This is a genomic window from Cytobacillus sp. C11.1 (assembly GCF_058145115.1).
On the sequence record NZ_CM176935.1, the window covers coordinates 2,559,053 to 2,584,322 of the forward strand.

A 25,270-nucleotide genomic window follows, 5' to 3' on the forward strand; every position below is an offset into this window, starting at 1 on the left:
AAATGAATCCGACTCAGCAAACAGATTTAAATTTAACAACCCAGGCTCAGGATGACAAATTAACTGAAAATAAGGTATCTGAAATTAAGCTGGCATTAAGGCAGGAGCCTGAAGTGCAAAATTTGGCCAGATCTATTGATGAAAGGGATCAGATTCAGATCCTTGAATTCGGTAAAGAACCGGCTGTCCAAATCTCCCGCTTTTCTGATCAAATATTAAGCAATATGCGAACTACGAAAGTAGAAGATTCTGGTGAACTATTAAAGCAGCTTGGCAAGATTATGGACAAATTCGACAAAAAAGATTTTGAACAAAGCTCTAAAGGGTTATTTGGAAAGCTTTTCAAACGCGGAGAAAAAATGATTGAGAAGCTTTTTGGAAAGTACCAGACAATGGGGCAGGAAATTGACAAAGTCTATGTTGAAATTTCCAAATATCAAAGCGAAATGGTAGACTCCACTACCATGCTGGAACAAATGTATGAACAGAATTACCAGTATTATTTGACGCTGGAAAAGTATGCGGTTGCCGGGCAAATGAAAGCTGATGAACTTAAGGGCAATCAGCTTCCACAGCTTGAAGCACGGGCTGAACAAGGCGACCAAATGGCAACCATGCAGCTTGATACTTTAAGAAACGCCATTGAGCTGCTGGAACAAAGGGTTTACGATCTTGAAATGGCTAAGATGGTTGCCCTGCAAACAGCACCGCAAATTCGTCTCCTGCAAAGAGGAAATACGAAGCTAATTGGAAAAATTAACTCAGCATTTGTTACGACCATTCCAATCTTCAAGAACGGTCTTATCCAGGCAGTTGCTGCAAAAAGGCAAAAGCTTGTTGCAGATTCTATGAGCGAGCTTGATAGAAGAACCAACGAAATGCTGGTGCGCAATGCTCAAAATATTTCAAATCAAAGTGCAGATATCGCACGTCTGGCTGGAGGTCCAAGCATTAAGATCGAGACAATTGAGGAATCCTGGAATATTATTATGAAGGGCATGCAGGAGACAAAATCGATCGAAGAAGAAAACAAGCGCTTGCGTCAGGAAGGTACGAGAAGACTTGAGCAGCTTCAGGATAATTTTAAAAAAATGAAGCAGCAAGGATAAGCTGACTGCTCATTTTGATTAATAGAAAATAAATTAATGAGGTGGAAATGATATGGCAATTAACTTGCAAAAAGGACAGCGTGTTGACTTAACAAAAGGAAATCCAGGACTAACTAAAATTATGGTAGGATTGGGCTGGGATCCGGTTCAAAACCGCGGAGGCGGCGGGCTCCTTGGGTCATTATTTGGCGGAGGCGGCGGTGCGAATATCGACTGCGACGCTTCTGTAATTATGCTTGGGGAAAATGAAAAGCTTAGAAACAACAGTGACGTCATTTATTTTGGTAATTTAAGAAGCGGAGATGGAAGCGTTCAGCATAGCGGGGACAATCTTACCGGAGATGGTGACGGTGATGACGAACAGGTCATGATTGATCTAAGCAGAGTGCCAGCGCATATCCATAAGATGGTTTTTGTTGTAAACATTTATGATAGCGTAAAAAGGAAACAGCATTTCGGTATGATTCAAAATGCATTTATCCGTGTTGTAAATTCTTCCAATAACCAGGAAATGATCCATTACAATCTTACAGATGACTATAGTGGAAAAACTAGTTTGATTGTTGGCGAGATTTACCGCCACGGAAGCGATTGGAAGTTTGCTGCTGTTGGAACTGGAACAGCATCGCCAGGACTTTCCGACGTTGTGCGCTCATACACTTAATAAAAGCTAAATACCTTAAAAGGACCCGCTATTCAAACGGGTCCTTTTTGAATTTTCACTTAATTTCCCATGATTTGTTTCCTTCAAGTTGATTCTTGATATGTTATAATTTTAATAGAGTATTAGGACATAAATCATAGAAATTCTCCTTACTGGCAGTTAACTCCACCTACTAAACATCCCGCAAAGCCCTGTTACTCATAATTTATACATCTTAGACTTCCAGAAGGGATAATGATAAATGCGTAAAATGGCTCTTACTTTTGCTATAATGATTGTTTCCCTTGCACTTTTAGGGAATTCACAGGCTGCTTTAGGCGGCATAAAACTTAAAGACTATCCTCAATCATCTAAACTTAAAGAATCGCTCATCCTAAATTCTCCAGATCAGCTGGGCGAAATCTTTATTTTGCCATTGGAGGCTTTTGATGAAGCTGAGGCTTCAAATATGATTTCAAGAGTAGACAATCTGCCCGCTTCGCTGTTATCAAAAATTCAGAATGAAGATATCTCTGTTAAATTATTTGTTGGGAAACTGACTGATAACCCCACTGCCCAGCATCTTGAGGGAGTTATCCCCCGGGGCTATAACGGAGATACAACCTGGGATGATGTGCCTGGCATAGGGGGAGCTAAAACGGTCCTCGTAAAAATTGGCTTCAGTGAAAAAGGAAAAGGACATGGATCCATTAACCTGGAGCTGCATGAACTTGCTCATTCGATAGACCGGCACGTTTATGACGGCATCCGTTATAACCAAAAATTTCTTGCCGCGTGGAAAGCAGAAAAGGCTAAGCTATTTCCTGGACAAAGTTATTTTTTAACATTCCCGGAGGAGTATTTCGCTGAAGTCTTTGCAATGTATTTTGCCGGGGGAGAGTCACGAAAAATAATAAGGGTGAATGCACCGAAAACCTATGAATTTATAAAAAAATTAAAATAAATTCCCCTGTTTACATGCAGGGGTTTCTTTGTTTGCAGACTATTCAATATTAACTCATTATAGGTAACTGCTAGTTTTTTTCGTTAAGTTTCCGTACAATAGCATTAAGCATTTTAAAAAAGGTTGGGTTGATATGAAACAGTATTTGGAGCTTTGTAAGCATGTATTGGAAAATGGAACAAAAAAAGAGGACCGGACGGGTACAGGCACCATCAGTACCTTTGGTTATCAGATGCGCTTTGACCTGCAGGATGGTTTCCCGCTCGTTACAACGAAAAAGTTGCATTTAAGATCTATAATCCATGAGTTGCTTTGGTTTTTAAATGGCGATACAAATGTAAAATACCTTCAAGAAAATGGCGTGCGAATTTGGAATGAATGGGCTGACGAAGAAGGCAATCTTGGGCCGGTTTATGGCCATCAGTGGAGATCTTGGACCGGTGCTGATGGAAATACAGTTGATCAGATCAGCGGCCTGACTGAACAGATTAAAACAAACCCCGATTCCAGAAGATTGATTGTTAACGCCTGGAATGTTGGTGAGCTTGATAAAATGGCTTTGCCTCCGTGCCACTGCATGTTCCAGTTTTATGTTGCAGACGGTAAGCTTTCATGCCAGCTTTACCAAAGATCGGCGGACGTATTTCTTGGCGTGCCGTTTAATATTGCATCCTATGCTTTGCTGACGATGATGGTTGCTCAGGTTTGCGATCTGGAGCCTGGTGAATTCGTTCATACCTTTGGCGATGTGCATATCTACCAGAATCATATTGAGCAGGTGAATCTGCAGCTTAGCCGCGATCCGCGCTCTCTTCCAAAAATGGTTATTAATCCTGCAGTTAAGGATATCTTAGGTTTTAAATTTGACGATTTCGAACTTGTAGGGTATGAACCCCATCCACATATTAAAGGGGTTGTCAGTGTATGATCTCTTTAATGTGGGCGATGGATGAAAATCGCGTAATTGGAAAAGACAATAAACTTCCCTGGCATTTGCCTGAGGACTTGAAATTTTTTAAAAGAACTACTATGGGGCACCCAATCGCAATGGGGCGTAAAACCTGGGATTCAATTGGAAGGCCTCTTCCAGGGAGGGAAAACATTGTGATTTCCCGGAACCAAACCTTTACGTGCGAAGGTTGTACAGTTTTAAATTCAATTGAAGAATTGCTTAAATACAGCGGGGAGAACGAGGATGAAATCTTTGTCATTGGCGGTGCAGAGATTTTTAAAGCAATTCTTCCCGCAGTTGATCGGCTTTATTTAACAATGATTTATAATCAATTTGAAGGGGATACATTTTTCCCTGAATTGGATATGGCAGAATGGGAACTCATTTCAAATGAAAAGGGTATTAAGGACGAAAAAAATCCATATGATTATGAATTTTTAATTTACAAAAGAAGCTAGCTTGTAAAGCAGCTCCCATATGGGGAGCTGTTTTATTAATATTTCCAATAAAAACGTGGGCTTATAGCCTGGTTTTTGCATGGAAAGAGACTTAACCGGCTGGCTGTACAAAAAAATTTAAAACATATAGTGAATGAAATTTTATTAATATATAATGAGAGACGTCTGAACATCAGGAGGTTATTATGCTTCGATTGATTATCTTTTTCCTTTATATGGGTGGATACCTGACTTATAGTCTGCCTGCTTTGTACCGCATGAAAAAGTTGGATCCAAGTCTGTCAGCGGAGGAGCGTGATAGAATTATTCACAATGTACCGCAAAGGTGGTCCCGAACGGTTATGAAAATATCAGGTTCAAAAGTTAACGTTTCAGGGCAGGGAAACATTCCTGAGGGACCTGTTGTAATGGTTTGCAATCATGAAGGCGATTTTGATATTCCTGCTCTTTTAGCTTCTATTGATAAACCCTTTGGATTCATTTCCAAGGTAGAAGTAAAAAAAGCTCCCATTATCTCATCATGGATGAAAGTCATGAATTGTGTTTTCATTGACCGAAGGAACCGTGAAAGTGCCATAAAATCCCTTAGGGAAGGTGCTGAGCTTTTGAGACAAGGACATTCTCTTGTTATTTTTCCTGAGGGAACCAGAAGCAAAGGGGGCCCTATAGCTCCTTTCAAAGTAGGCGGTTTCCGCCTTGCACAGGATGCAGGTGTGCCGATTGTTCCTATTTCAATCAAGGGGACTGCAGACGTATTTGAAAAGAAAGGCAGGCTTATTAAGCCCGCTCTAATAAATATTCGCGTATGCCCCCCTGTCAATCCGAGAATCGTCAAAGAAAAGGATGCGAAGCTTCTTGCACATGATGTTAGAGAGATTATTTGCAGCAGTTTGTCCGAAAAGAGAATTGCTTCATAATTGGAAAAGACCCCAATTTTCCGGGGCCTTTTTTATATGGCTTTCTCTATTGCCGTTTGTACTAAAGATTCGGATTGACCAGATAATCGGATAACTTTTGGATCATTCCATGATACTCCCTTGGGTCGCAAAACTCGTCCGCTGAGAAATTCGTTTTAACCCACTGTATTAACTCATTGGCGCTATTAAAATACTCTCCGCTCGTGTCGCTCTTCCGAATCATATATCTTCCATTGTCCTCATCCAATGTAACTTCTACCGGCAACGCACTATCCAGACTGCATAAAGAAAACTCCATACCTGCACCCCTTTTAAAATATGAATTAACTTTTGCTTATTATATGTTAGTTTCCTTCAATTCTATCCATAAAAGAATTCGAAAACTGTAAATTTTTAAAAAATGAGATTGAAATCACGATTTCGCATGGTATAATGTACAAATTAATAACTTGTAAAGAAGAGGGTGGCAAAATGGAACAGAAGGTAATGACAAAGAAATGGGTGCAGTTGGAAGATATTTTGATTGCATACCAGCAGCTCAAGGATATTGTTGCCCATACGCCTTTACAGAAAAATGAACGGCTATCTGAAAAATATGGGTGCAATGTTTATTTGAAAAGAGAAGATTTGCAGCATGTCCGCTCATTTAAATTAAGAGGTGCCTACTATAAAGTTAAATCCTTAAATGCATCTGAACTTGAAAACGGCGTTGTCTGTGCTAGTGCAGGAAACCACGCACAGGGAGTTGCATATGCCTGCAGGCACCTGGGCGTCCAGGGGAAAATTTTTATGCCGGCAACTACGCCTAGACAAAAAGTAAGCCAGGTGGAGCTATTCGGCAGGGACTCCGTGGAAATCATCCTCGTAGGAGATACTTTTGATGATTCCTATCATGAAGCTATAAAATGTGCTGAGGCGGAAAGCAGAGCATTTATACATCCATTTGATGATGAAATGGTGATTGCTGGACAGGGTACCGTAGCAGTTGAAATGCTGAATGACTCCGAGGAACCTGTGGATTACGTTTTTGCCAGTATTGGCGGAGGCGGATTGATGGCGGGATTAAGCACTTACATAAAAAGCATCTCCCCGGAAACTCAGATGATCGGGGTAGAGCCTGCAGGGGCACCATCCATGAGCGAGTCAATCAGGACCCAAACAGTGGCTCCTTTGGATGAGATTGATAAATTCGTAGATGGGGCAGCGGTCAAGTGTGTCGGTGAAAAAACCTATGAAATTTGCAGTGAACTCGTAGATGATATTTTCATGGTTCCTGAAGGAAAAGTCTGTACCACCATTCTTGAATTATACAATGAGCATGCAATTGTCGCTGAACCGGCTGGAGCCATGCCGATTGCGGCCTTGGATTTGTGCAGCGAACAAATAAGAGGAAAAAATGTCGTCTGTGTAATCAGCGGCGGAAATAACGATATTGGGCGCATGCAGGAAATTAAAGAAAGGTCATTGCTGTATGAAGGCCTTCTTTACCACTTTATTGTTAATTTCCCGCAGCGTGCCGGAGCGTTAAGGGAGTTCCTTGATGAGGTGCTTGGGCCAACAGATGATATTACCCGCTTTGAATACACAAAGAAAAATAATAAAGAAAACGGCCCTGCGCTTGTTGGAATAGAACTTAAGCATAAAGAAGATTATAGTGATCTAATTTTAAGAATGAATAAAAAAGGTTTCTCCTATACAGAGATAAACAAAGACAGCAATCTTTTCCATTTGCTGGTATGAAGTCTCCGTCGAAAGATACGCGTAAGGTATAAAAAGTTTCTTTTGTGAATTTAATATGAACTTTTTTCTGTATCTGCGACAATTACCCTGAAAAATACTATAATCGAATTAGATTTAATATGTATTTTAAAGGGGATGTATTGCATGCTTTCGAATATCGGTGTTCCAGGGTTAATTTTGATTCTTGTGTTGGCCCTTATAATTTTTGGACCAAAGAAGCTGCCGGAAATCGGGCGTGCTTTTGGGGAAACTTTAAGGGAATTCAAGAAGTCAACTCGTGACCTGACAAGTGATGTAATGGAAGAGCTTGAAGATGATACAAAGAAAAAACGGTTAAATAAGGTGTGAGGAATTACTTCTTGCGCCTTTTTTCTTTTTAGCTGGAAATGTTATAGCCCATTTTTGGACACTATGTTGATGGGAGAGAAAGGCGAGCCTCTCGGATAAAGTAATAGAGGCTGTGTTAGATTCCGGCTTCATTAAATTTGCAGGAGAATAATATGGAAGATAAAGAGCTTAATTTAGTCGATCACCTGGATGAATTGAGAAAAAGGCTTATCATAACAGCAGCAGCATTTATTGTATTTTTTATTGCAGGTTTCGTATTTGTAAAAGATATTTATCAGTGGCTCGTAAAAGATTTAGATGTTAAATTAATTGTTTTGGGGCCCAGCGATATTATTTGGGTGTATTTTATGCTTGCGACTGTCATTGCGGTGGCAGGAACCATTCCGGTCTTGGCTTTTCAAATTTGGCTGTTTGTAAAGCCTGCTCTAACTGCGGCTGAACGAAGAGTTTCACTCTCGTATGTACCGGCGCTTTTCATATTATTTATTGCAGGCTTATGCTTCGGGTATTTTGTTATCTTTCCAACTGTCTTAAGCTTCCTTGTCGAATTGGGAGGAGAAATGTTTGAGGCCAATTTCACAGCTGATAAATACTTTCGTTTTGTCCTTCATATGACCCTGCCGTTTGGGATTTTATTTGAGCTCCCAGTGGTCATTATGTTCCTGACTTCTCTCGGGATTATTAATCCGTATGTGCTTACTAAAATAAGGAAATATGCTTATTTTGTTCTAATTGTAATATCTGTAGTCATTTCTCCACCTGATTTTATGTCTGATATTCTCGTAACAATCCCTTTGCTGCTTCTATATGAAATCAGTATAAACTTATCTAAAATTGTTTATAAACGAAAGCTGAAGAAAGACCAGAATGCGGAAGCTTCGAAATATAGTTAATAAATCTTTTTAATAAAAAAATTAGTTAGACAGCATATTCAGACACATTTCGAGCCATAATTGGGGTATAATATAAACAAACGGGTGAAAAAAGAGGATTGATATTTTGCTATTCAAAAGCCTAGAGTTCAAAAATGCTGTTGGACAGAAGGTAAAAATCGTGGAAATTCCTGTATTGGAGAAAGATAGCCATTATTATTTTATGATCCAAGTCCGTTTACAAACTTTTATTACCGCCGTATATGGCAGTGGAAAAACAAACAGAAGCCACTCATTTAGAGAGTACCTAAAAAGAGTTTTAAAGTGGCCGGTTTATGAAGAAATTTTTAAAACTCCTGAGCTAAAGAATAATGCCTAACACTTTGGGTACCGGCAATTGCCGGTACTCTTTTATTATGGGCCTGATTTGTTTAAAGCAGTCAGGCAGACAAATATAGTAAGCGAATGCTCGTTTTATGTTTCGCTTTATTTGTAGATTGCTTAAAGGTATAATATGAACTAATTGTTGATGCTAGGGATGTGAAATCATAATGAGCAAAATTAAAATTGTAACAGATTCTACTGCCGATCTGTCTATTGAAATGATTGAAAAGTATGATATTGAAGTCGTTCCATTATCGATCCATATTGATGGAAATACATATTTAGACCGGGTTGACATTACCCCATCTGAGTTTATGCGGAAAATGAAAGCAGCTACTGAGCTTCCTAAAAGCTCCCAGCCTCCCGCTGGAGCATTTGTAGAAGTTTATGACCGATTTGGAAAAGAAGGATATGAGATTCTTTCAATTCATATGACAGGCGGGATGAGTGGCACAGCTCAGTCTGCTGAAAGCGCAGCAGGAATGTCAGCTGCAAAGGTTTCAGTAGTAGATTCCAGATATATTTCCAAAGCACTGGCCTTTCAAGTGTTGGAAGCAGCAGAAATGGCTAAGGAAGGAAAAAGTGTGGAAGAAATTGTTGAGCGGCTGGATACAATTCGTGAGAATACAAAATTATTTGTAGTGGTGGATACGCTTGAAAATCTTGTAAAAGGGGGAAGAATTGGCAAAGGCAGAGCGATGATTGGATCTTTGCTTAATATAAAGCCAATTGCATCCCTTGAAGGAGGCGTATACACACCAGTTGCAAAGGTAAGAAGCCATACTCAGGTTGCAAAATATTTGGCTAAGCAATTTGCCGAGGATGTTAAGGGGAAAGCAATTAAGGGGGTAGGCCTCGTGCATGCAGAAGGTCATGGGCTTGCTTCTAAGCTGAAAATGATGATTGAAGAAATGACTGGTTACGAACACATTAAAATAGAAGAAACAACGCCAATTATCAGCACCCATACTGGTCCTGGAACAATTGGCTTTATGTATTATTTGGAAGATTAACTATTGACGCATGGTTCCTTTATGGAACCTTGCGTTTTTTTTATTTGGCTCTTTATGGATTTGTCTAAAACCTATTTTTGAGTAGTTTTTATACATGAGTAATTGTATGCAATCTTTAAAACTTTTCTCAATTAAGAGGTATTTTTGCGAGCTTTAACGAAATAGGTTAGTTAGCTATTTACAATAGAAGGATTCGGTGAATGTTTTATGAAAGATCAAATCAAAAACCTTCCTTTATTCAGAAAAGTGCTGTTATTCTCCTTTCTTATAACATTCTTCGTTACAGTGTTTACAGCGGGTATCAGCTTTATGGTTGAAACCAAACAGATGGAGGAACAGCTTTCAAACAGGGTAACGGAAATGGCTTCTCTTTGGAGCTCTGTTATTGCTTTTGAAGATGTTGAAAAAGTAAAGGAATTTCGAGATCCTGAACATCCAGCCTATAAAAGGCTTGAATATGTAATCTCTTTAGTAGATGAAAAAGCATCCTTTTCTAATGCTTCCCTGTTTATGCCTAAAAAAAATCATGATAGTTCAGTGATGTACTTAGTAACTTCTAAAAGCCAAAAAAATATTGGGTTGGAACCCTTTTCTAATTATTCAGCAGGAGAGGCATTTTTGGAGGGTTTTTCTAAGTCGATTAGCCATAAGAACACAGCATCCAGCAAAGTTTATCGCGATCAATATGGAATGTGGATTTCTGCCTTTGCACCTATAACAGACTCGCAGGGCAATATTACAGCCATTCTATGTATTGATATTGATGCAGCAGTGATAGACTCATTTCAGAAGGATTTGGCTTTGTATCTGTCAGGTTTCTTTTTAGCCATTATCATCCTTGTATATTTTATTTTAAGACGCGGACTTAAAAAAGTTCTAGAGCCGATCAATGATATAATCTCAGGCTTTAAAGAAGTGAGCAGCGGAAACTTTAATGTGAAGCTAAAGCCATCAAATCAGTCGGATTTGGGGGTTCTTTCCGAAAGATTCAATTTTATGACAAACCAGTTGTCCATTCTTTTTGAGAGATTGTCTGCAACTTCGGAACAATTCGGATCCGTTCAAAGGACCATCCCCTCTTCACACCGGTTTGAAGAAGCTATAGGCGAAATGGAACACATTATGCAAAGAACAAAAATCCTGAGGGAGCTTCAAAGAGCGGAAAAGATGAATGCAATCGGCCAGCTTGCTGCATCGGTCGCCCATGAAATCAGGAACCCAATGACAGTGGTAAAAGGTTTTCTGCAAATCTTTTTGGCAAAAGACCAAATGAGCGAAGAAGAACGCATGTATATAAAGCTAATGATTGATGAAATGGAAAGGGCTGAGACAATTATTAATGATTATTTATCACTCGCTAAACCAGATTTGGATCAGGTTGAAGACCTTGAGGCGGGTGAACTTGCGTCAAAAGTGATGGATTTAATGAATTCTTATGCAATTATGTCTAAAAACATCTCTATTGCATCGAATATTTCCGGTGGTGTTTTCATTAGGGCGAACACGAGTGAGCTTAAGCAAGTACTGATCAATATTTATAAAAATGGCATTGAAGCGATGAAAGATGGAGGAAGATTATCTCTATCGGTCTTTCAAGATGGCCAATATGGAGTTTTTGAAATAAGGGACACAGTGATAGGCATGACAAAAGAGGAACTGGAAAGATTGGGTACAGCCTTTTATTCTTTAAAGGAAAAGGGAACAGGAATGGGACTGCTGGTTTGTTACCAGATCATTGAAAGAATGAAAGGACGAATAGAGGTTGACAGTGAAAAAGGAAAAGGAACAGTTTTTAAAATTTACATTCCAATAGCCAAAGGGTAAAAAGGATACAAGCCAGATGACCTGGAATTGAAAAATTTTGCCATTTCTTTTTCCACCCTGAATACATTTAATTAGGGAGGTGGGGGGATGAAGAAAAAAAATGTTCTATTTTTCAGTGACTTTGGAATTGATGACTTTGTTGCTGTTATTTTTGCCTTTTTCTCTGAAGAGATTAATATAGTTGGCATTGTAGCTGATTATGGGAATGTGTCGAGGGAAGATGCGTTGAGAAATGCTGCTTATCTGAGGGAGTTGACCGGCCAAAAGGACATACCTGTATTTAGCGGAGCCGTTTTGCCCCTGACTGGAGAAGTTCCAATATATTACCCAGATGTTCACGGATTGGAAGGGCTTGGCCCGATTGTACCAAAAATAGAACAAAATGTTGATTTGTTTGAAAACTTTGATGAATTTAAAGAGCTGATTAATAGATATGAGAATGACATCTGCATAGTTAATGTCGGCAGGCTTTCTTCTTTGGCGGCCGCGTTTATCCTTTACCCTGGACTAATGGGAAAAGTAAAAGATTTTTATATAATGGGTGGTGCTTTCAATGTCCCCGGGAACGTTACCCCTGTAGCAGAAGCCAATTTTTACGGTGACCCATACGCGGCAAATGTTGTTTTTGATAATGCACCGGTAAAAATTCACGTGTACCCGCTTGATGTTACAATGTCTGCAATTATAACTCCTGCTGTAATAGATGCTCTGGATGCTTATTATCAATCTGTACAAAATAAGGTGGGTCTCCTAGTGAAACCAATGGTTGACTATTATTTCCAATTTTATAAGAAAACTTATCAAGGCATTAGCGGGAGCCCTTTGCATGATTTATTTACGTTTTGGGCCATGCTTGACATGGCAGAAGTTCAGTATAGGGAAGTGCCTGTAAGATAATAGTAAATAGAGGTGAAGCATTTGGGCAAAGCATCGGTGACTTTAGGAATGTTCCACCTGAGGATAAGATGAAATACCGTATCCATAAAATAGCCGTGCAATTTAATTATTCTTCTTTTATTAAAACATTTTATGATGTTATGACAAACCATAAGACAAGAACACCCTAATTAGCAGGGTGTTTTTTCTCTTCTACTGCCACATGGAGCAAGGGTCAGGGGAGACCCCGCAGGAGCGTAGTGACGAGGAGGCTCCCCGGGCCGCCCTCGGAAAGCGAAGCAACTGGATGCAACCTTTGATATAAAAGTGGAAAATACACTTGTCAGAACAGGTGTAATCGACTAATGAAATTCTGTTCACAGGTTTGTCACAGGTATTTCTTTCTTCTTTCATGAATATTTGCTAAAATTAGCTTCGTAACTAATTAAAGCAGGTGAAATTATGAAATTACGAGTTTTGGCAATGATTAGCTTAGCTGCTATTCTACTTCTTTCAGCATGCGGACAAAGTGGAATAAAAAATGCTTTAAATTGGGAGCTGGCAGATTTTACTTATATCAATCAAGATAATAAGGAATTCGGTTTAAAGGATCTTGAAGGTAAGGTTTGGGTTGCAGACTTTATTTTTACAAACTGTGAAGATGTTTGTATGCCCATGACAGCCAACATGAAAAAGCTTCAGCAGCTGGCTGAAGAAGAAGGCATTGAAAATATTGAGTTTGTTTCCTTTAGTGTTGACCCTAAAGTTGATACACCGGAAGTGTTAAAAGAGTTTGGATCTCAATATAGTGCAGATTTCAGCAACTGGCATTTTCTGACCGGTTATGCCCAGGAGGATATCGAGCAGTACGCTATGGATTACTTTAAAACAATAGTGAAAAAGCCGCAAACTGGAGATCAGGTAATTCATGGGACAGACTTTTACCTAGTCGATCAGGAAGGCAAAGTAATGAAATACTATACTGGACTTGCTGAAATTCCTTTAGATGAGATCATCAAGGATATCAAAGCCTTACAATAGACCTTTATAAGGTCTATTTTTCTTTTTTGTCTTGTTAATCAAACTTTAAGAGGGTTTGTTTTTTCAAATAAGACGCACATGTTATAATATGAATGACTTAATGGGGGCAGGTGATAAAATGTTCAGAAAATTCACCTTCATCTTTTTTAGCTTGTTTCTGCTGGTTTCCTGCAGTTTTAGTCCTTTAACTAATAAGGATATAGTTCAGCCTAACAAACAATCAGAACTATCTGCGAAAGAACAAATTCCACTGGGTTTCTTTCCAAGAAATCTTACGATTGCATCTGTTGGGGATTCCTTAACTCAGGGTGTTGGCGACAGCACTGAACGAGGCGGCTATTTGCCTTATCTCGAAGAGCTATTGGAACAAGAGAGAAGTGTTCAAGATGCAGCTTTATATAATTTTGGTGTTAGAGGCAATCGTTCCGATCAATTATTAAAAAAATTAGCGACTGATGAAGTAAAAAATGCTGTGAAAAATACAGATGTAGTTATCATAACCATTGGCGGCAATGATGTAATGAAAGTGGTGCGGGAAAATTTTTCAAACCTAAAAATGAAAGCTTTCACAAAGGAAAAGATAAATTATGAAAAAAATTTAACTGAGGTTTTAAATACAATAAAAGAGGTAAATCCAAATACTAAGATTGTTTTAATAGGTTTATATAACCCTTTCTTAAAGTGGTTTTCAGAAATTAGGGAAATTAGTGATATTCTTGAAGACTGGAATAATACAAGCCAAGCCATATTGGCACAGTATCCAGGAACCTATTTTGTTGAAATAGATGATATATTCCAAAATACTCAGGAAAATCTCTTATTTACCGATTATTTTCATCCAAATGACAAAGGATATGAATTAATAGCAGGGCGTGTCTATGAAACCCTGACAGAAGAGGTTTTAAAGGAGCTGCCATATAAAAGAGAAACAGCAGGAAATGGAGAGAGTGCAGTTGAAAGATAACAAGTGGAAAAATCTTTTTTTTGTTTTACTGGCGATTAATGCATTCATTATCATATTTTTGCTGATTTTTATTAGCTTGCCAGCTGAAGATGAAGAATATTTAGCTAACAAAGTTAATGAAAGTAATTATGTACCTTTTAATATTCAGGCAAATAAAGAGGATCTTAATAGGGTAATCAACCATTATCTTGAAAAAGAAGGGCTGACTGGAGGAGCGATTGATTATAAAGTGCTGCTGAATAACGAAGTGGATTTATATGGTTCAATCCCATTTTTTAGCCAGGATCTGCAAATGAAGCTTTCGTTCGAACCGGAAGCATTGGAAAACGGGGATGTAGTTCTTCAGCAGAAATCAATATCCGTCGGGCAGATGAATCTGCCTGTCTCCCATGTTCTAAAATTGGTCAGGGATCGTTATAAACTTCCCGAAGGGGTCACCATTCAGCCTAAGGAAGAAAGAATATATGTGTCACTGCAAAAAATGAAGCTTAAAAGTGATGTGAAAGTAAAAGTGGATGAATTTAATTTAAAACAGGATGATATCCGATTTACTCTTTTAGTTCCTGTAAAATAATTAGCATGGATAAGGAATCCTTTCAGAAACTGAAAGGATCCTTTTTTTATTATATGCTGGCTACTTTTTCGAATCAGCATCAGCCAGGAAGAATGATTGCTTCTAATTCAGGCTCACCGGCTACGGAGCCCACTGCCAATAAGGTATATACCTGATCTGCCTTAAATTGGGTGCGCGGTATTGCTAAGGCAACATTGGGAGTACCGGCAATTCTCGCTTCCAAATCGACAGTCATAGGGGTTAAAGCCAGATATTTGCTGGCCTGCCGGAACGATATGTTCGGAAAAATCACATCCCGATTTTTCACAGCAATATCGACAGCCGGGGCATCCGGTGAAAGATGGACAAACCTGATTTTTGTTTCTCCGGATGGCACATCAGGCTGATCTTCTAAAACCACAAGCTTTAACTTTGCGGCGTTTCCTGCGGCAATCACTGTATATACCTTCCCAGATTCAACTGTAATCTTTCTGCTTAATACAGTAGAAACCATATTTCCTGCCGGGTAAATATCAATCTGGTATCTTCCTGCCGGCAATGATAGGTAATCACTTGCTTCTTTATATGGAAAGTCCTTCAATATTCTTGTGCCGTTTACATAGATATCAACCGGGCCAGCATCAGGTGATGTATGAACAATGCGTACTTTTGCTGTTGCTTGCTGGGTTTCTTCACCTGCCGGCATCATATTATTTGTGCGCATCATATGCATTGCATAGTTAAGACAGTGAAGATGTTTCTGATAATAGGCAATATGTTTAGCCGGATCTATATATTTAAAGTATTGTGCTAAAAGGTCATACTTTGCTGCTTTTTGAAAATACCATTGGTGGTTTCTGTCTTTAGCCATACTCCTCGCTCCTATCTCATTTGCTTACATCCATAACATATGCGTTTCTTTGGGTTGGTGTCACAACTTGAAGGAGCCCTTTAATCATTTAAGATTAGGATGAAAATTAAATAAAGTCTTTACTTTTGGCGTAATCTTCCATATAATAAAAATAAATAAACGAAAGCGGGTGATGTGCTATGGCAAAAGGAATTCTTGTTTATACGTTCATTGTAGATAATTCAGGCACAGCCCAATTGGAATTCGTTTAATCGAGCGGAAACTGTAATGTTTTTCCTATGCTTATTAAACCATGGGCTGATGGCCTATGGTTTTTTTGTTTGCGAAAATACGGAAGTGGCATAAGAAGTGCTTTCCAAAATAATAATAAGCATGGAGGAACAAACCTTGACTATTAATAACTATGGATTTGATGATTATTTTAAAGAAGCATTTTCAGCATATGAACAAAAGGAGTATCAAATTGGACGTGTCGCCTTAGAGCATAAAAGGATGTACCGTGTCTGGACGGAAAAAGGGGAATTGCTTTGTGAAGTAACAGGCAAATTCTCATTTGAAGCTACTGCCAGAGAAGACTACCCTGCAGTTGGTGATTGGGTTGTAATTAAAGAGAGGGCTGGTGAACAGCGTGGGTCGATTCATGCTGTGCTGCCAAGAAAAAGCAAGTTCTCAAGAAAATCTGCGGGGGTAAGTACGGAAGAACAAATTGTTGCCGCTAACGTGGATACCATCTTTCTAGTTAACTCACTTAACGAGGATCTAAATTTAAGGAGATTGGAAAGATACTTGCTATTATCCTGGGAAAGCGGTGCTAACCCTGTCATTGTTCTGACAAAGGCAGATCTTTGCAGTAATCTGCTGGAAAAGCTTGAAGAAGTAGAAAGTATTGCAATGGGGGTCCCTATTGTTTCAATTAGTGTAGTAGAAGAGAAGGGAATAGAAGGCTTGAAGCCATTTCTTGGACCAGGTAAAACAATAGCATTGCTTGGTTCGTCAGGTGTAGGAAAATCGACACTCACAAATTATCTGCTTGGGCAGGAAAAGCAAAAAGTTCAGGATATCAGAGAAAGCGATGATAAGGGGAAACACACAACTACTCACCGTGAACTCATTCTGCTTCCTGAAGGCTCGGTGCTGATTGACACTCCGGGAATGAGAGAGCTTCAGCTGTGGGAAAGCGAAAGCGGACTTGCTGAAAGCTTTACTGATATAGAATCAGCCGCAAAAAACTGCAAATTCAGGGACTGTACACACGAGAATGAACCTGGATGTGCTGTTATCCTGCAGGTCGAGAAAGGTACCCTTTCCGGTGCGCGCCTTAATAGCTATAAAAAGCTTCTGAAGGAGCTTGCTTATTTAGACAGAAAACAGGATAAGCGGGCACAATCGGAGGAACGCAAACGCTGGAAAAAAATCAGCGCCGGCGTAAAGCATAAAAGAGTATAAAATTTCAGAAACCTCTTCATTGAAGGGGTTTCTTTTGCATATGAAAGATATTTTCATTAATCTTATGTATATGGCGTAAAATCTTCTTTTAAAGGGAAAAAGTAAAAGGTAGAGAAGTGCCGGAAAGAGGTGGACAGAATGGGAGATAAACAATACGAAGCAGCAACATTTGCAGGAGGCTGCTTTTGGTGTATGGTGAAGCCATTTGATGAACAGCCCGGAATCAAGGAAGTGATATCCGGCTATACCGGAGGAAATGTGAAGAACCCTACCTACCAGGAAGTATGTTCAGAGACAACTGGCCATTATGAAGCAGTCCAAATCGTGTTTGATCCCCAGGTTTTTCCTTACGAAAAGCTCCTGGAATTGTATTGGCAGCAGATTGATCCGACAGATGAGGGCGGCCAGTTTTACGATAGGGGCCAGTCATACCAGACAGCCATTTTCTATCACAATGAAAGCCAAAAACAACAAGCAGAGGAATCGAAGCAAGAGCTGGAGAAAAACGGTCCTTTTACAAAACCGATTGTGACAAAGATCCTTCCGGCTTCAGACTTTTACCCTGCAGAAGATTATCACCAGCATTACTACAAAAAGAATCCAGGAAGGTACGAAGCATATCAGACCGGATCAGGAAGAAAGGCCTTTATAAAGGCACGTTGGGGTGAAAGCATATGAAGAGCAATAAAGAGGAATTAAAGCAGAAACTCAATCCTATGCAGTATGATGTAACTCAGAATAATGGTACAGAACCTCCATTTCGCAATGAATACTGGAATGAATTTAAAGATGGAATATATGTGGATATTGTATCTGGAAAACCTCTCTTCAGCTCAAAGGATAAATATGATGCAGGATGTGGATGGCCGAGCTTTACCAAGCCTATCGAAGAGAATGAAATTTTGGAAAAAGAAGATCAGAGCCATTTCATGGTCAGGACAGAAGTGAGAAGCAAAACAGCAGATTCACATCTTGGCCATGTTTTTGATGATGGGCCGGGACCTGCCGGCCTGCGTTACTGCATTAATTCAGCTGCTCTTAGGTTTATTCCTAAGGAGAAGCTAGAGGAAGAAGGTTACAAAGAATATCAGAAATTATTCGATGATGCAAATTAAGAATTGGAAGGTGTTTTTATGTTTAAAAAGCTATTTGGAAAAAAAGAAGCCTTAAAACCTTTAGAAGTTAGGGCTGCATTAACAGGCAGAGCTATTAATCTTGAAGAAGTTCCGGATCCAGTGTTTGCTGAAAAAATGATGGGGGATGGCATTGCTATCGAACCTTCAGAAGGGGTAGTTGTCTCACCAGTAAATGGAGAGATTATGCAAGTTTTCCCGACAAAGCATGCCATTGGAATCCGTGCTGAAAATGGGGCGGAAATTTTAATTCACATCGGTCTTGAAACGGTCTCCATGAAAGGGGAAGGATTTGAGACACATGTTTCTGAAGGCTCAAAAGTTAATGCAGGCGAAAAGCTAGTTACGTTTGATTTGGATCTTGTTAAAGAGAAAGCGAAAAGCACGGTTACTCCAATCATCGTAACAAATGGCGACAAGATTGCATCACTTGAGAAAAACGCTGAAGGTCCTGTAACAAGAGGTAACTCTCCAATCATGACTATTACGGCGAAATAAAAAGAAAAGCCGCCTTGTGAAGGGCGGCTTTCCTTTTTATAATTTATTATTACATAGAATGTTCCTTCACTGGATTCCCCTTTGAAGTCATTCCGCCTGAGAGAATAAACTTCATGGCGTTTTCAGGCTTAACATCAATAATCTCAACATGTTCTTTGGGGATTAAAAAGGTGAAGCCTGCTACCTGAAAAGTTTGGGGAACATATACAGCTATATATTCCTTTAGGGGATGATAAAAATCCTCCAGCTCTTCCGATGTTATGAACCCAAGGCTCTTCATTTCAGTTCCTGGTATCGTAACAAGTGCTACTTTTGAGAATGACTTTTTTTCGCCCAAAAAAGAGTGGACAGTATCCTTAATCACCGAGTAAATTGTTTTAACAAGGGGAATTTTTTCAAGGAGGCGATCAACTAGCTTGATAATGGAACCGGTAATAAATTTTGTTGAAAGCCACCCAAATAGAGTAATCAGTACTAATGTAGCCAAAAGTCCGACACCTGGAATATAATCTTCTTTCAGGTAGGGCTTCAGAACATTCCCCATAAGGCTATCCAAAAATAAAAAAGTTTTGACGACTACAAAAATCGCTAAAATAATGGGTACAATGGTTATAATCCCATTAATAAAATTCTTTAACAAGCTTTTCATTACTTTATTTCTCCTCTTCCAAGCGGGAAAAAATTTTTCTATTCTGCTTTTGTCAGGATGGAAGAAATCTGTATGACAGAATCGTCCAAATTATTATTGACTGATTTTTCACCCGTCACAATAAACTTTACATGATGGGGACCATTTTCGAGCCCGCTCGCAATATACTGATATCTTTCTTTTGTTAAAGGCCACCATGCAGAAAGCGATGTAACAAAAACTTCATCAATAAAAACATCCATCTTGCTGCCCATTTCGCTTCTGATCATATTTACTCCTAAAAAAGGACCGGTAAACTGATATTCCAGGCTGTCACCAGGTTGGCTGCTTTCCCAAATGCCGTCCTTGTGTATAAATGAACCTGATATGTCTGTTACATGCGGTATAGAAGCAATTTCAAAGTCTGTATCCTCATTAATTGGAGCGGATAAGGCAGCTGTTTCTGCTTTATTAGCAATAAATTCTTTTAACTGTTTATATAATGTATCTGCATAGATTTCATAGCCTGCATCATTGGGATGGACCATATCCTTTGTCAGTTCCTCGATAGGCTGTCCTGATTGTTCAAAGGGTTTTCTCATATCAATATTTTTTGCTCCATAATGTTTTGAAATAGTTGTTATAGCCTGGGCAAACGCTGCATTGTCAAGCGGGCTTTCAGTAATTGTAATAATTTCTGTATCTGGATAAAGCTGTTTAGTCTTCCGGATTAAACCTTCATAAAAAAAAGAGAATTCCTCTTCATTCATATATTTACGGTCATTTTCCCCAAAAACGATAAACGTTAAGTCAATTTTTCCAAAATGCTTTGATTGCTGCAGCTTATAGAAACCTTCAAACGCAGTTGCGCCGCTTTGTACTAATGAATGTCGCTTGGCTTTAATCCCATACTCTTTATGCAAAAGGCGTTCAAGCCGGGAAAACCATGCCGTTGATTTTGAGGTTGCGCCTGAACCCCTGCCGATGCTATCTCCAATGATAAGATAATTGATATTCTCTTTGCTGGCCAGTTTTTCATAAACACTAGTAGGATTGGCGCTTTCTACTTTTGTTATGCTATCAAATAATTGATACAAACCATAAATAAAAGTGATGATAAAAAAATATATGCCAATCTTCCTTTTTTTCATTGGTTTGCCTCCCCATTTATATACAATTTCCTTATTGTTATCGTACCCTAATAATGCCTATGGTGAAAAGCTTAAATATGAGGTAAAGCGATTTTTTATTAAAAATGGGCAAATGCACATGCGGGTCAAGTCCCTGCCACATACATTAATATTGAAAATGCCCAAGAAATCTTTGTTGAGGAGTGATTGTTAATGTATAAAGGTGCAGTTGCTGGTGCAGGTTACGACCAATGCTATCCTGGATATGGATATCCTGTAGCAGGTGCTCATTACGGCGGAGGTTATGGCGGATTTGCCTTAATCGTTGTATTGTTCATTTTATTAATTATCATCGGAGCATGCTGCTGCGGCAAGTGGTAATATAATGGATTTAAAGAGGGCTGTCCTTAAGGGGCAGCCTTTTTTATATTTGGCTGTTTTCGCAAAGTTTGTTGCTTACAAACTAGTTTTAATTACTGAGTTGATTGGAGTGGAAGGCACTTGACTCCTGCGGGAAGAGAGGGAGCGTGAGACCCCGCAGGCGTGAAACGCCGAGGAGGCTCCCGTTCCTCCCCGCGGGTTCGCTGCGTGACTGGAGCGGAAATCAACGGGCAAGCTTTATAGTCCAAAAACAACAATCTATACGAAAATAGCCTTATATTTTGTTCCTTTGGGGGAGGTCCATTTTGAAGGGAGGCGTAAAGAGAACGTAACGTAGGAACGCCGCTCGGAAATACATTAACGCTCGTGAAAAGCAAACGACCTCGAGCGTAAACGCCGTGAATACGGCACTATCCCCATCCATACATATCTTTATCTGAATTTATACAATTAAAAGTAAATTGCTTAAAAACCGAACGTTAATCATTTTTAATAAAATATAGTTCGTAAATAAATTGACCGATTAAGTTAAATTTGATATAGTTACATTTGGTTAAAGAAATAAACGAAAAATGCGTCTGGGGGAATGGGACGATGAAAACAAATTATGATGTAATAGTTGTCGGCGCTGGGCCGGCGGGAATATTTACTTGCTATGAGCTAACGCTGAAAATGCCTGAAGCTAATATCTTATTAATTGATAAAGGTCATGATATATATAGAAGAAATTGTCCAATTTTACAGAAAAAAATTGAGAAGTGCCCGCCGGCTGCAGGGAGAAAAGAGTTTGCAGGATGCCTTCCCGCGTGTTCTATCACAAATGGTTTTGGCGGAGCAGGGGCTTATTCAGACGGAAAGTTTAATATCACAAGTGAATTTGGCGGCTGGATGACCGATTATCTTCCTGATTCCCAAGTTGTTGAATTGATTAAATATGTAGATGAAATTAACCTGCAGCACGGGGCGACTGAAAGCATTACCGATCCGATGACTGATGAAGTGAGGGACATCGAGCGCCGCGGATATGCAGCCGGACTTAAGCTTCTACGTGCCCAGGTGAGACATTTAGGTACAGAACAAAACCTTGAAATTCTAAAAAGCATTTATGAATATCTTCGTGAAAAAATTGATATGTCCTACAAGACAGAGGTTGGAGATCTAATCACAGAAAAAACAGCTGATGGCCATAAGATTGTGGGAGTGAAGCTGAAAGCAGGAAATGAAATACATGCTGAAAAAGTGGTTGTTGCACCTGGAAGAGATGGATCTGTCTGGCTTGCGAACCTTCTAAAGTCGCGCCGTTTAAAAATGATCAATAATCAGGTGGATATTGGTGTTCGTGTTGAAACATCCAATATTGTCATGGAAGAGATAAATAAGCATCTTTATGAAGGAAAATTCACCTTCAACACTTCAGTTGGAACTAGAGTCCGAACCTTCTGCAGCAACCCATCAGGGCACGTAGTAGTTGAGAATCATTCGGGAATTATGCTTGCAAATGGCCACGCTTATAAAGACCCAAAGCTGGGAAGCCCGAATACAAACTTTGCGTTGCTTGTTTCCCATACATTCTCTGAGCCCTTCGATAAGCCGAATGAATACGCTCACGAAATTTCAAGGCTTGCGAACAGTCTCTCAAATGGCGGGATCATCGTTCAAAAGTATGGGGATATTTTAAAAGGCAGAAGATCTACAGAGAAAAGAATTAAAGAAGGCTTCCTGGAGCCAACTTTAAAAGAGGCTGTACCAGGAGATTTAGGCCTTGTTCTTCCATACAATACAATGAAAAGCCTAGTAGAAATGACAGAGGCGTTAAACCATGTTTCACCTGGCCTTGCATCCGAGCATACACTTTTCTACGGTGTTGAAGCAAAATTCTATTCGGCCCGCCCGAGGTTAAACGATCGATTTGAAACAGAAATCAGCGGCCTTTATGTCGGTGGAGACGGTGCAGGAATAACAAGAGGGCTTGCCCAGGCAGGTGCTTGCGGAGTTTGGATTGCAAGAGACATTGTTGAAAAAACAAAGAATGCCCCAAGAAGGGAACCTGTAACTGTATAAAGTAATAAAGGGCCTTGCTGCAAAGCAGGTCTTTTTTTGTTATACAGTGATAACCATCATTCCAGGATCTGCAAATCTCTGTTAAAATATTTGTATTTAACAGTATAAGGAGAGGAAGTACAATGCTTGCAGAGCGCTTGAAGCCTGGTGATGAAATCAGGGTGATTGCACCGTCCAGAAGCATGGCAATCATTAAGGGGGAGCAATTAAGAATTGCACAGGAGCGATTAAACCAACTTGGTTTCACAGTTACTTTTGGAAAAAACGCAGAAATCCATGATGAGTTTTTCAGTTCTTCTATCGAAGACAGAGTGGAGGACTTGCATGAAGCCTTTACCGATCCGAAAGTAAAAGGGGTTCTAACAGTAATAGGAGGCTATAACGCAAACCAGCTTTTAAAATACATAGATTTTGAACTTATAAAAAACAACCCAAAGGTATTTTGCGGATTCAGTGATATTACTGCATTGCAGGGTGCGATTTATAAAAAAACGGGATTAATTACGTATTCGGGTCCCCATTTTTCAAGTTTCGGTGTTAAACATGGGTTCGAGTACACCCTCGAATCCTTTATTAATGCCGTCACAAATGATGCGCCGTATGAAATTGTCCCTTCTACCCACTGGAGTGATGACCCGTGGTATTTGGATCAGGAAGACAGGAAATTCTTAAAACAAGATGGCTATATAGTCCTTCAGGAAGGAGAAGCAGAAGGCGTTTTGATCGGCGGGAATCTTTGCACCCTTAACTTGCTTCAGGGAACCGAATTCATGCCTTCACTTAAAAACTCAATCCTATTCATTGAGGATGATGAAGAATCCCACCCACTCGCATTTGACAGGGATCTTCAATCATTGCTTCATCTTCCAGATGCACAAAGTATACAAGCAATTTTAATTGGCAGATTTCAGAAAAACTCCCAGGTAACTGAAGAAGCTCTGCGAAAAATTATTGATTCTAAAAAGGAGCTTAAAGGGATACCGGTCATTGCCAATGTGAACTTTGGCCATGTGCATCCTTTTGCCACCATCCCGATTGGCGCAAAAGCAGCTATTTCTGCCAATGGGACAGATACTGAAATTTGGATTGAACAATAGTAAAATTAAGCTCCGGCGGTAATGTCGGGGCTTTTTATTTGCAAGGCTTTGTTAAAGCAGACTGTTGATTTTGGCACTCTGCTGATTGAAGGGAAAATAACAGACATGCTTAACAAACCTATTTGTAAAAAATACAACCATTTCCTGTAGTATTTATCTGTTAAACTTTGTATGATATTTCTAACTTATCCAAATGAGGTGCAGGATGGAAATCATCAATGAGCTAAAAAGATTAGTAGAAAACAGGGCATTTATAAGTGCACTTAGTGTTTTATCAAAAGAATTGGACGAAATAAATAAATTAAAGCTTTCAGATATCAAAAAAAAATTGGCGGAAATCTCTTCGGTTGAAGATTTTAAAATGCTCCTTCAATTATTTGACCGGGGGATCATGTACCAATACAGCGGGTTCCTTGCTCGGTATGCACATCGCCGTTTCAACACGCTTCAAACTGCAGTTTGGTATTGCGAGGAGTTGAATGACAGCGGAAAAGCATTGGAAGCTGATGAGATTATATCTGAATATTTGAGTGAACAATCAGGGGAAGAAAATTCAGAGCTGGCAGTAAGTGCTTTGTTTACAAAGATTCATAGCCTTTTGGAGATGAAGAGAATGAAAGAAGCCGAAAAATGGCTTGCTGAAATGGAGGCTATTGCCAAGAAGCCGATATGGGATAAGACAGGATTTTTTTACCTGCAGACTGGTGATCGGGCTAAAGCAGAGATTTGCTTAAAGAAAGGTCTGAAGGAACAGGAGCGCGGCCATGTATGCTATCTTTTGCTATCCGATTTATATGCAGCAAATGGTGAACCGGAAGAATCTCTGAGCTTGATAAAAGAAGGAATCGTGCAGCATCCAGAAGTCCCGGCTTTACATATGGAACTGATCCGCCGCTACAGAGATGCAGGTTTAACTGATGAAATGCTTTCAGTAATGGACCAGCTTGATAGTCTTGTTCCCTCTCACGGATATAGACAATATTTTGAACATCTCAGGACTCTTTCTTTTTATCAGAAAAATGATCTTAAAAATCTGAAAGAATATGTGGATAAAAAGAAACTGAAGGAAAGTCCCTTTTCACTAAAAAATGCAATCAATTATGAAACGACCGTGAAGAAGCTTTCTATCACACCTGTTATTCAGAAAAGCAATTATTGTGTCCCTGCCAGCTTTGAAATGCTCTATTTATATTACGGAAAAAAAGCAAATCAGGATGAAATTGCCGAACATATTTTTGATGTATCAGGTTCAAAGCTATCTGCCTCTGTGATTATCTTGAAAAAGAAGGCTTCTCTTGCCGGTTTTTTACAGGAAGTGAAAAACGATATAAAGCTTTACTGAAAAAAGGTATACCGATCATACTTAG

At 39.4% G+C, this 25,270-nt stretch carries 27 protein-coding genes and 1 pseudogene; 24 read left to right on the plus strand and 4 right to left on the minus strand.

Annotation, left to right across the window (positions count from 1 at the left end; all coding sequences use genetic code 11):
• Positions 1-2 precede the first annotated feature (2 nt).
• The 6 genes from AC3ZVC_RS12700 (at position 3) to AC3ZVC_RS12725 (ending at position 5,043) form a co-directional block, all read left to right on the plus strand.
• Positions 3-1,109 carry a toxic anion resistance protein gene (locus tag AC3ZVC_RS12700; protein WP_490063630.1) on the plus strand — a complete coding sequence of 369 codons (1,107 nt, stop codon included), beginning with the start codon at positions 3-5 and terminating at the stop codon, positions 1,107-1,109.
• Positions 1,110-1,161: 52 nt separating this feature from the next.
• Positions 1,162-1,773: a TerD family protein gene (locus tag AC3ZVC_RS12705; RefSeq protein WP_490063631.1), complete on the plus strand. Its 612-nt coding sequence runs from the start codon at positions 1,162-1,164 to the stop codon at positions 1,771-1,773.
• A gap of 241 nt (positions 1,774-2,014) precedes the next feature.
• Complete coding sequence (locus tag AC3ZVC_RS12710; protein WP_490063632.1) at positions 2,015-2,716, plus strand: anthrax toxin lethal factor-related metalloendopeptidase; 702 nt, start codon at positions 2,015-2,017, stop codon at positions 2,714-2,716.
• Positions 2,717-2,849: 133 nt separating this feature from the next.
• On the plus strand, positions 2,850-3,644 hold the full coding sequence (locus AC3ZVC_RS12715; protein WP_490063633.1) for a thymidylate synthase: 795 nt from the start codon (positions 2,850-2,852) through the stop codon (positions 3,642-3,644).
• On the plus strand, positions 3,641-4,126 hold the full coding sequence (locus tag AC3ZVC_RS12720; RefSeq protein WP_490063634.1) for a dihydrofolate reductase: 486 nt from the start codon (positions 3,641-3,643) through the stop codon (positions 4,124-4,126). Before AC3ZVC_RS12715 ends, AC3ZVC_RS12720 begins: the two co-directional genes overlap by 4 nt.
• Positions 4,127-4,311: 185 nt before the next feature.
• Positions 4,312-5,043 carry a lysophospholipid acyltransferase family protein gene (locus tag AC3ZVC_RS12725; RefSeq protein ID WP_490063635.1) on the plus strand — a complete coding sequence of 244 codons (732 nt, stop codon included), beginning with the start codon at positions 4,312-4,314 and terminating at the stop codon, positions 5,041-5,043.
• Between the two features lie 61 nt (positions 5,044-5,104).
• Here AC3ZVC_RS12725 and AC3ZVC_RS12730 read toward each other — a convergent pair whose 3' ends face one another.
• A complete protein-coding gene (locus AC3ZVC_RS12730) occupies positions 5,105-5,341 on the minus strand; it encodes a hypothetical protein (RefSeq protein WP_490063636.1) in 237 nt (78 codons plus the stop codon).
• 173 nt (positions 5,342-5,514) lie between these two features.
• Between AC3ZVC_RS12730 and ilvA the strand changes: the two genes are divergently transcribed.
• From ilvA to AC3ZVC_RS12780, 10 genes and pseudogenes are all read left to right on the plus strand, one after another.
• Positions 5,515-6,783, plus strand: coding sequence for a threonine ammonia-lyase IlvA (gene ilvA / locus AC3ZVC_RS12735; RefSeq protein ID WP_490063637.1), 1,269 nt, complete (start codon positions 5,515-5,517; stop codon positions 6,781-6,783).
• Positions 6,784-6,927: 144 nt separating this feature from the next.
• A complete protein-coding gene (locus tag AC3ZVC_RS12740) occupies positions 6,928-7,131 on the plus strand; it encodes a twin-arginine translocase TatA/TatE family subunit (RefSeq protein ID WP_490063638.1) in 204 nt (67 codons plus the stop codon).
• A gap of 152 nt (positions 7,132-7,283) precedes the next feature.
• Positions 7,284-8,024 (plus strand): twin-arginine translocase subunit TatC, encoded by a 741-nt coding sequence (gene tatC / locus AC3ZVC_RS12745; RefSeq protein ID WP_490063639.1) that lies wholly within the window; start codon positions 7,284-7,286, stop codon positions 8,022-8,024.
• 106 nt (positions 8,025-8,130) lie between these two features.
• Positions 8,131-8,382 (plus strand): DUF2535 family protein, encoded by a 252-nt coding sequence (locus AC3ZVC_RS12750; RefSeq protein WP_490063640.1) that lies wholly within the window; start codon positions 8,131-8,133, stop codon positions 8,380-8,382.
• 172 nt (positions 8,383-8,554) lie between these two features.
• Positions 8,555-9,400, plus strand: coding sequence for a DegV family protein (locus tag AC3ZVC_RS12755; protein WP_490063641.1), 846 nt, complete (start codon positions 8,555-8,557; stop codon positions 9,398-9,400).
• Positions 9,401-9,607: 207 nt separating this feature from the next.
• On the plus strand, positions 9,608-11,224 hold the full coding sequence (locus AC3ZVC_RS12760) for an ATP-binding protein (protein ID WP_490063642.1): 1,617 nt from the start codon (positions 9,608-9,610) through the stop codon (positions 11,222-11,224).
• A gap of 87 nt (positions 11,225-11,311) precedes the next feature.
• Positions 11,312-12,291, plus strand: a pseudogene (locus AC3ZVC_RS12765) (nucleoside hydrolase).
• Between the two features lie 271 nt (positions 12,292-12,562).
• A complete protein-coding gene (locus AC3ZVC_RS12770) occupies positions 12,563-13,141 on the plus strand; it encodes an SCO family protein (protein ID WP_490063643.1) in 579 nt (192 codons plus the stop codon).
• 55 nt (positions 13,142-13,196) lie between these two features.
• On the plus strand, positions 13,197-14,105 hold the full coding sequence (locus AC3ZVC_RS12775) for an SGNH/GDSL hydrolase family protein (protein ID WP_490063644.1): 909 nt from the start codon (positions 13,197-13,199) through the stop codon (positions 14,103-14,105).
• The gene (locus tag AC3ZVC_RS12780) at positions 14,089-14,679 is read left to right on the plus strand and encodes a YpmS family protein (protein WP_490068922.1); all 591 of its coding nucleotides are present in this window, start codon (positions 14,089-14,091) and stop codon (positions 14,677-14,679) included. The genes AC3ZVC_RS12775 and AC3ZVC_RS12780 overlap by 17 nt, the downstream gene beginning before the upstream one ends.
• A 79-nt stretch (positions 14,680-14,758) precedes the next feature.
• Here AC3ZVC_RS12780 and AC3ZVC_RS12785 read toward each other — a convergent pair whose 3' ends face one another.
• Entirely contained in the window at positions 14,759-15,529 is a 771-nt protein-coding gene (locus AC3ZVC_RS12785; RefSeq protein ID WP_490063645.1) for a DUF4397 domain-containing protein, read from the minus strand.
• A 387-nt stretch (positions 15,530-15,916) separates the two neighbouring features.
• On the opposite strand from AC3ZVC_RS12785, the gene rsgA reads away from it, so the two are divergent.
• The 4 genes from rsgA (at position 15,917) to AC3ZVC_RS12805 (ending at position 18,606) form a co-directional block, all read left to right on the plus strand.
• Positions 15,917-16,975 (plus strand): ribosome small subunit-dependent GTPase A, encoded by a 1,059-nt coding sequence (gene rsgA, locus AC3ZVC_RS12790; protein WP_490063646.1) that lies wholly within the window; start codon positions 15,917-15,919, stop codon positions 16,973-16,975.
• A gap of 138 nt (positions 16,976-17,113) precedes the next feature.
• Complete coding sequence (gene msrA / locus AC3ZVC_RS12795; RefSeq protein ID WP_490063647.1) at positions 17,114-17,653, plus strand: peptide-methionine (S)-S-oxide reductase MsrA; 540 nt, start codon at positions 17,114-17,116, stop codon at positions 17,651-17,653.
• Positions 17,650-18,090 carry a peptide-methionine (R)-S-oxide reductase MsrB gene (gene msrB, locus AC3ZVC_RS12800; protein WP_214727555.1) on the plus strand — a complete coding sequence of 147 codons (441 nt, stop codon included), beginning with the start codon at positions 17,650-17,652 and terminating at the stop codon, positions 18,088-18,090. The genes msrA and msrB overlap by 4 nt, the downstream gene beginning before the upstream one ends.
• A gap of 18 nt (positions 18,091-18,108) precedes the next feature.
• On the plus strand, positions 18,109-18,606 hold the full coding sequence (locus AC3ZVC_RS12805) for a PTS sugar transporter subunit IIA (protein ID WP_490063648.1): 498 nt from the start codon (positions 18,109-18,111) through the stop codon (positions 18,604-18,606).
• A gap of 49 nt (positions 18,607-18,655) precedes the next feature.
• On the opposite strand, the gene AC3ZVC_RS12810 is transcribed toward AC3ZVC_RS12805, so the two are convergent.
• Positions 18,656-19,255: a DUF502 domain-containing protein gene (locus tag AC3ZVC_RS12810; protein WP_490063649.1), complete on the minus strand. Its 600-nt coding sequence runs from the start codon at positions 19,253-19,255 to the stop codon at positions 18,656-18,658.
• Between the two features lie 38 nt (positions 19,256-19,293).
• Positions 19,294-20,385 carry an SGNH/GDSL hydrolase family protein gene (locus tag AC3ZVC_RS12815; protein ID WP_490063650.1) on the minus strand — a complete coding sequence of 364 codons (1,092 nt, stop codon included), beginning with the start codon at positions 20,383-20,385 and terminating at the stop codon, positions 19,294-19,296.
• A 192-nt stretch (positions 20,386-20,577) separates the two neighbouring features.
• Here AC3ZVC_RS12815 and AC3ZVC_RS12820 point away from each other — a divergent pair, with 192 nt between their 5' ends.
• The 4 genes from AC3ZVC_RS12820 (at position 20,578) to AC3ZVC_RS12835 (ending at position 25,245) form a co-directional block, all read left to right on the plus strand.
• The gene (locus AC3ZVC_RS12820; RefSeq protein WP_214727551.1) at positions 20,578-20,745 is read left to right on the plus strand and encodes a YjcZ family sporulation protein; all 168 of its coding nucleotides are present in this window, start codon (positions 20,578-20,580) and stop codon (positions 20,743-20,745) included.
• Between the two features lie 594 nt (positions 20,746-21,339).
• Positions 21,340-22,806 (plus strand): NAD(P)/FAD-dependent oxidoreductase, encoded by a 1,467-nt coding sequence (locus AC3ZVC_RS12825; RefSeq protein WP_490063651.1) that lies wholly within the window; start codon positions 21,340-21,342, stop codon positions 22,804-22,806.
• 122 nt (positions 22,807-22,928) lie between these two features.
• On the plus strand, positions 22,929-23,903 hold the full coding sequence (locus AC3ZVC_RS12830) for a S66 family peptidase (RefSeq protein ID WP_490063652.1): 975 nt from the start codon (positions 22,929-22,931) through the stop codon (positions 23,901-23,903).
• Between the two features lie 205 nt (positions 23,904-24,108).
• Complete coding sequence (locus AC3ZVC_RS12835) at positions 24,109-25,245, plus strand: hypothetical protein (protein WP_490063653.1); 1,137 nt, start codon at positions 24,109-24,111, stop codon at positions 25,243-25,245.
• The last annotated feature ends 25 nt before the right edge of the window (positions 25,246-25,270 follow it).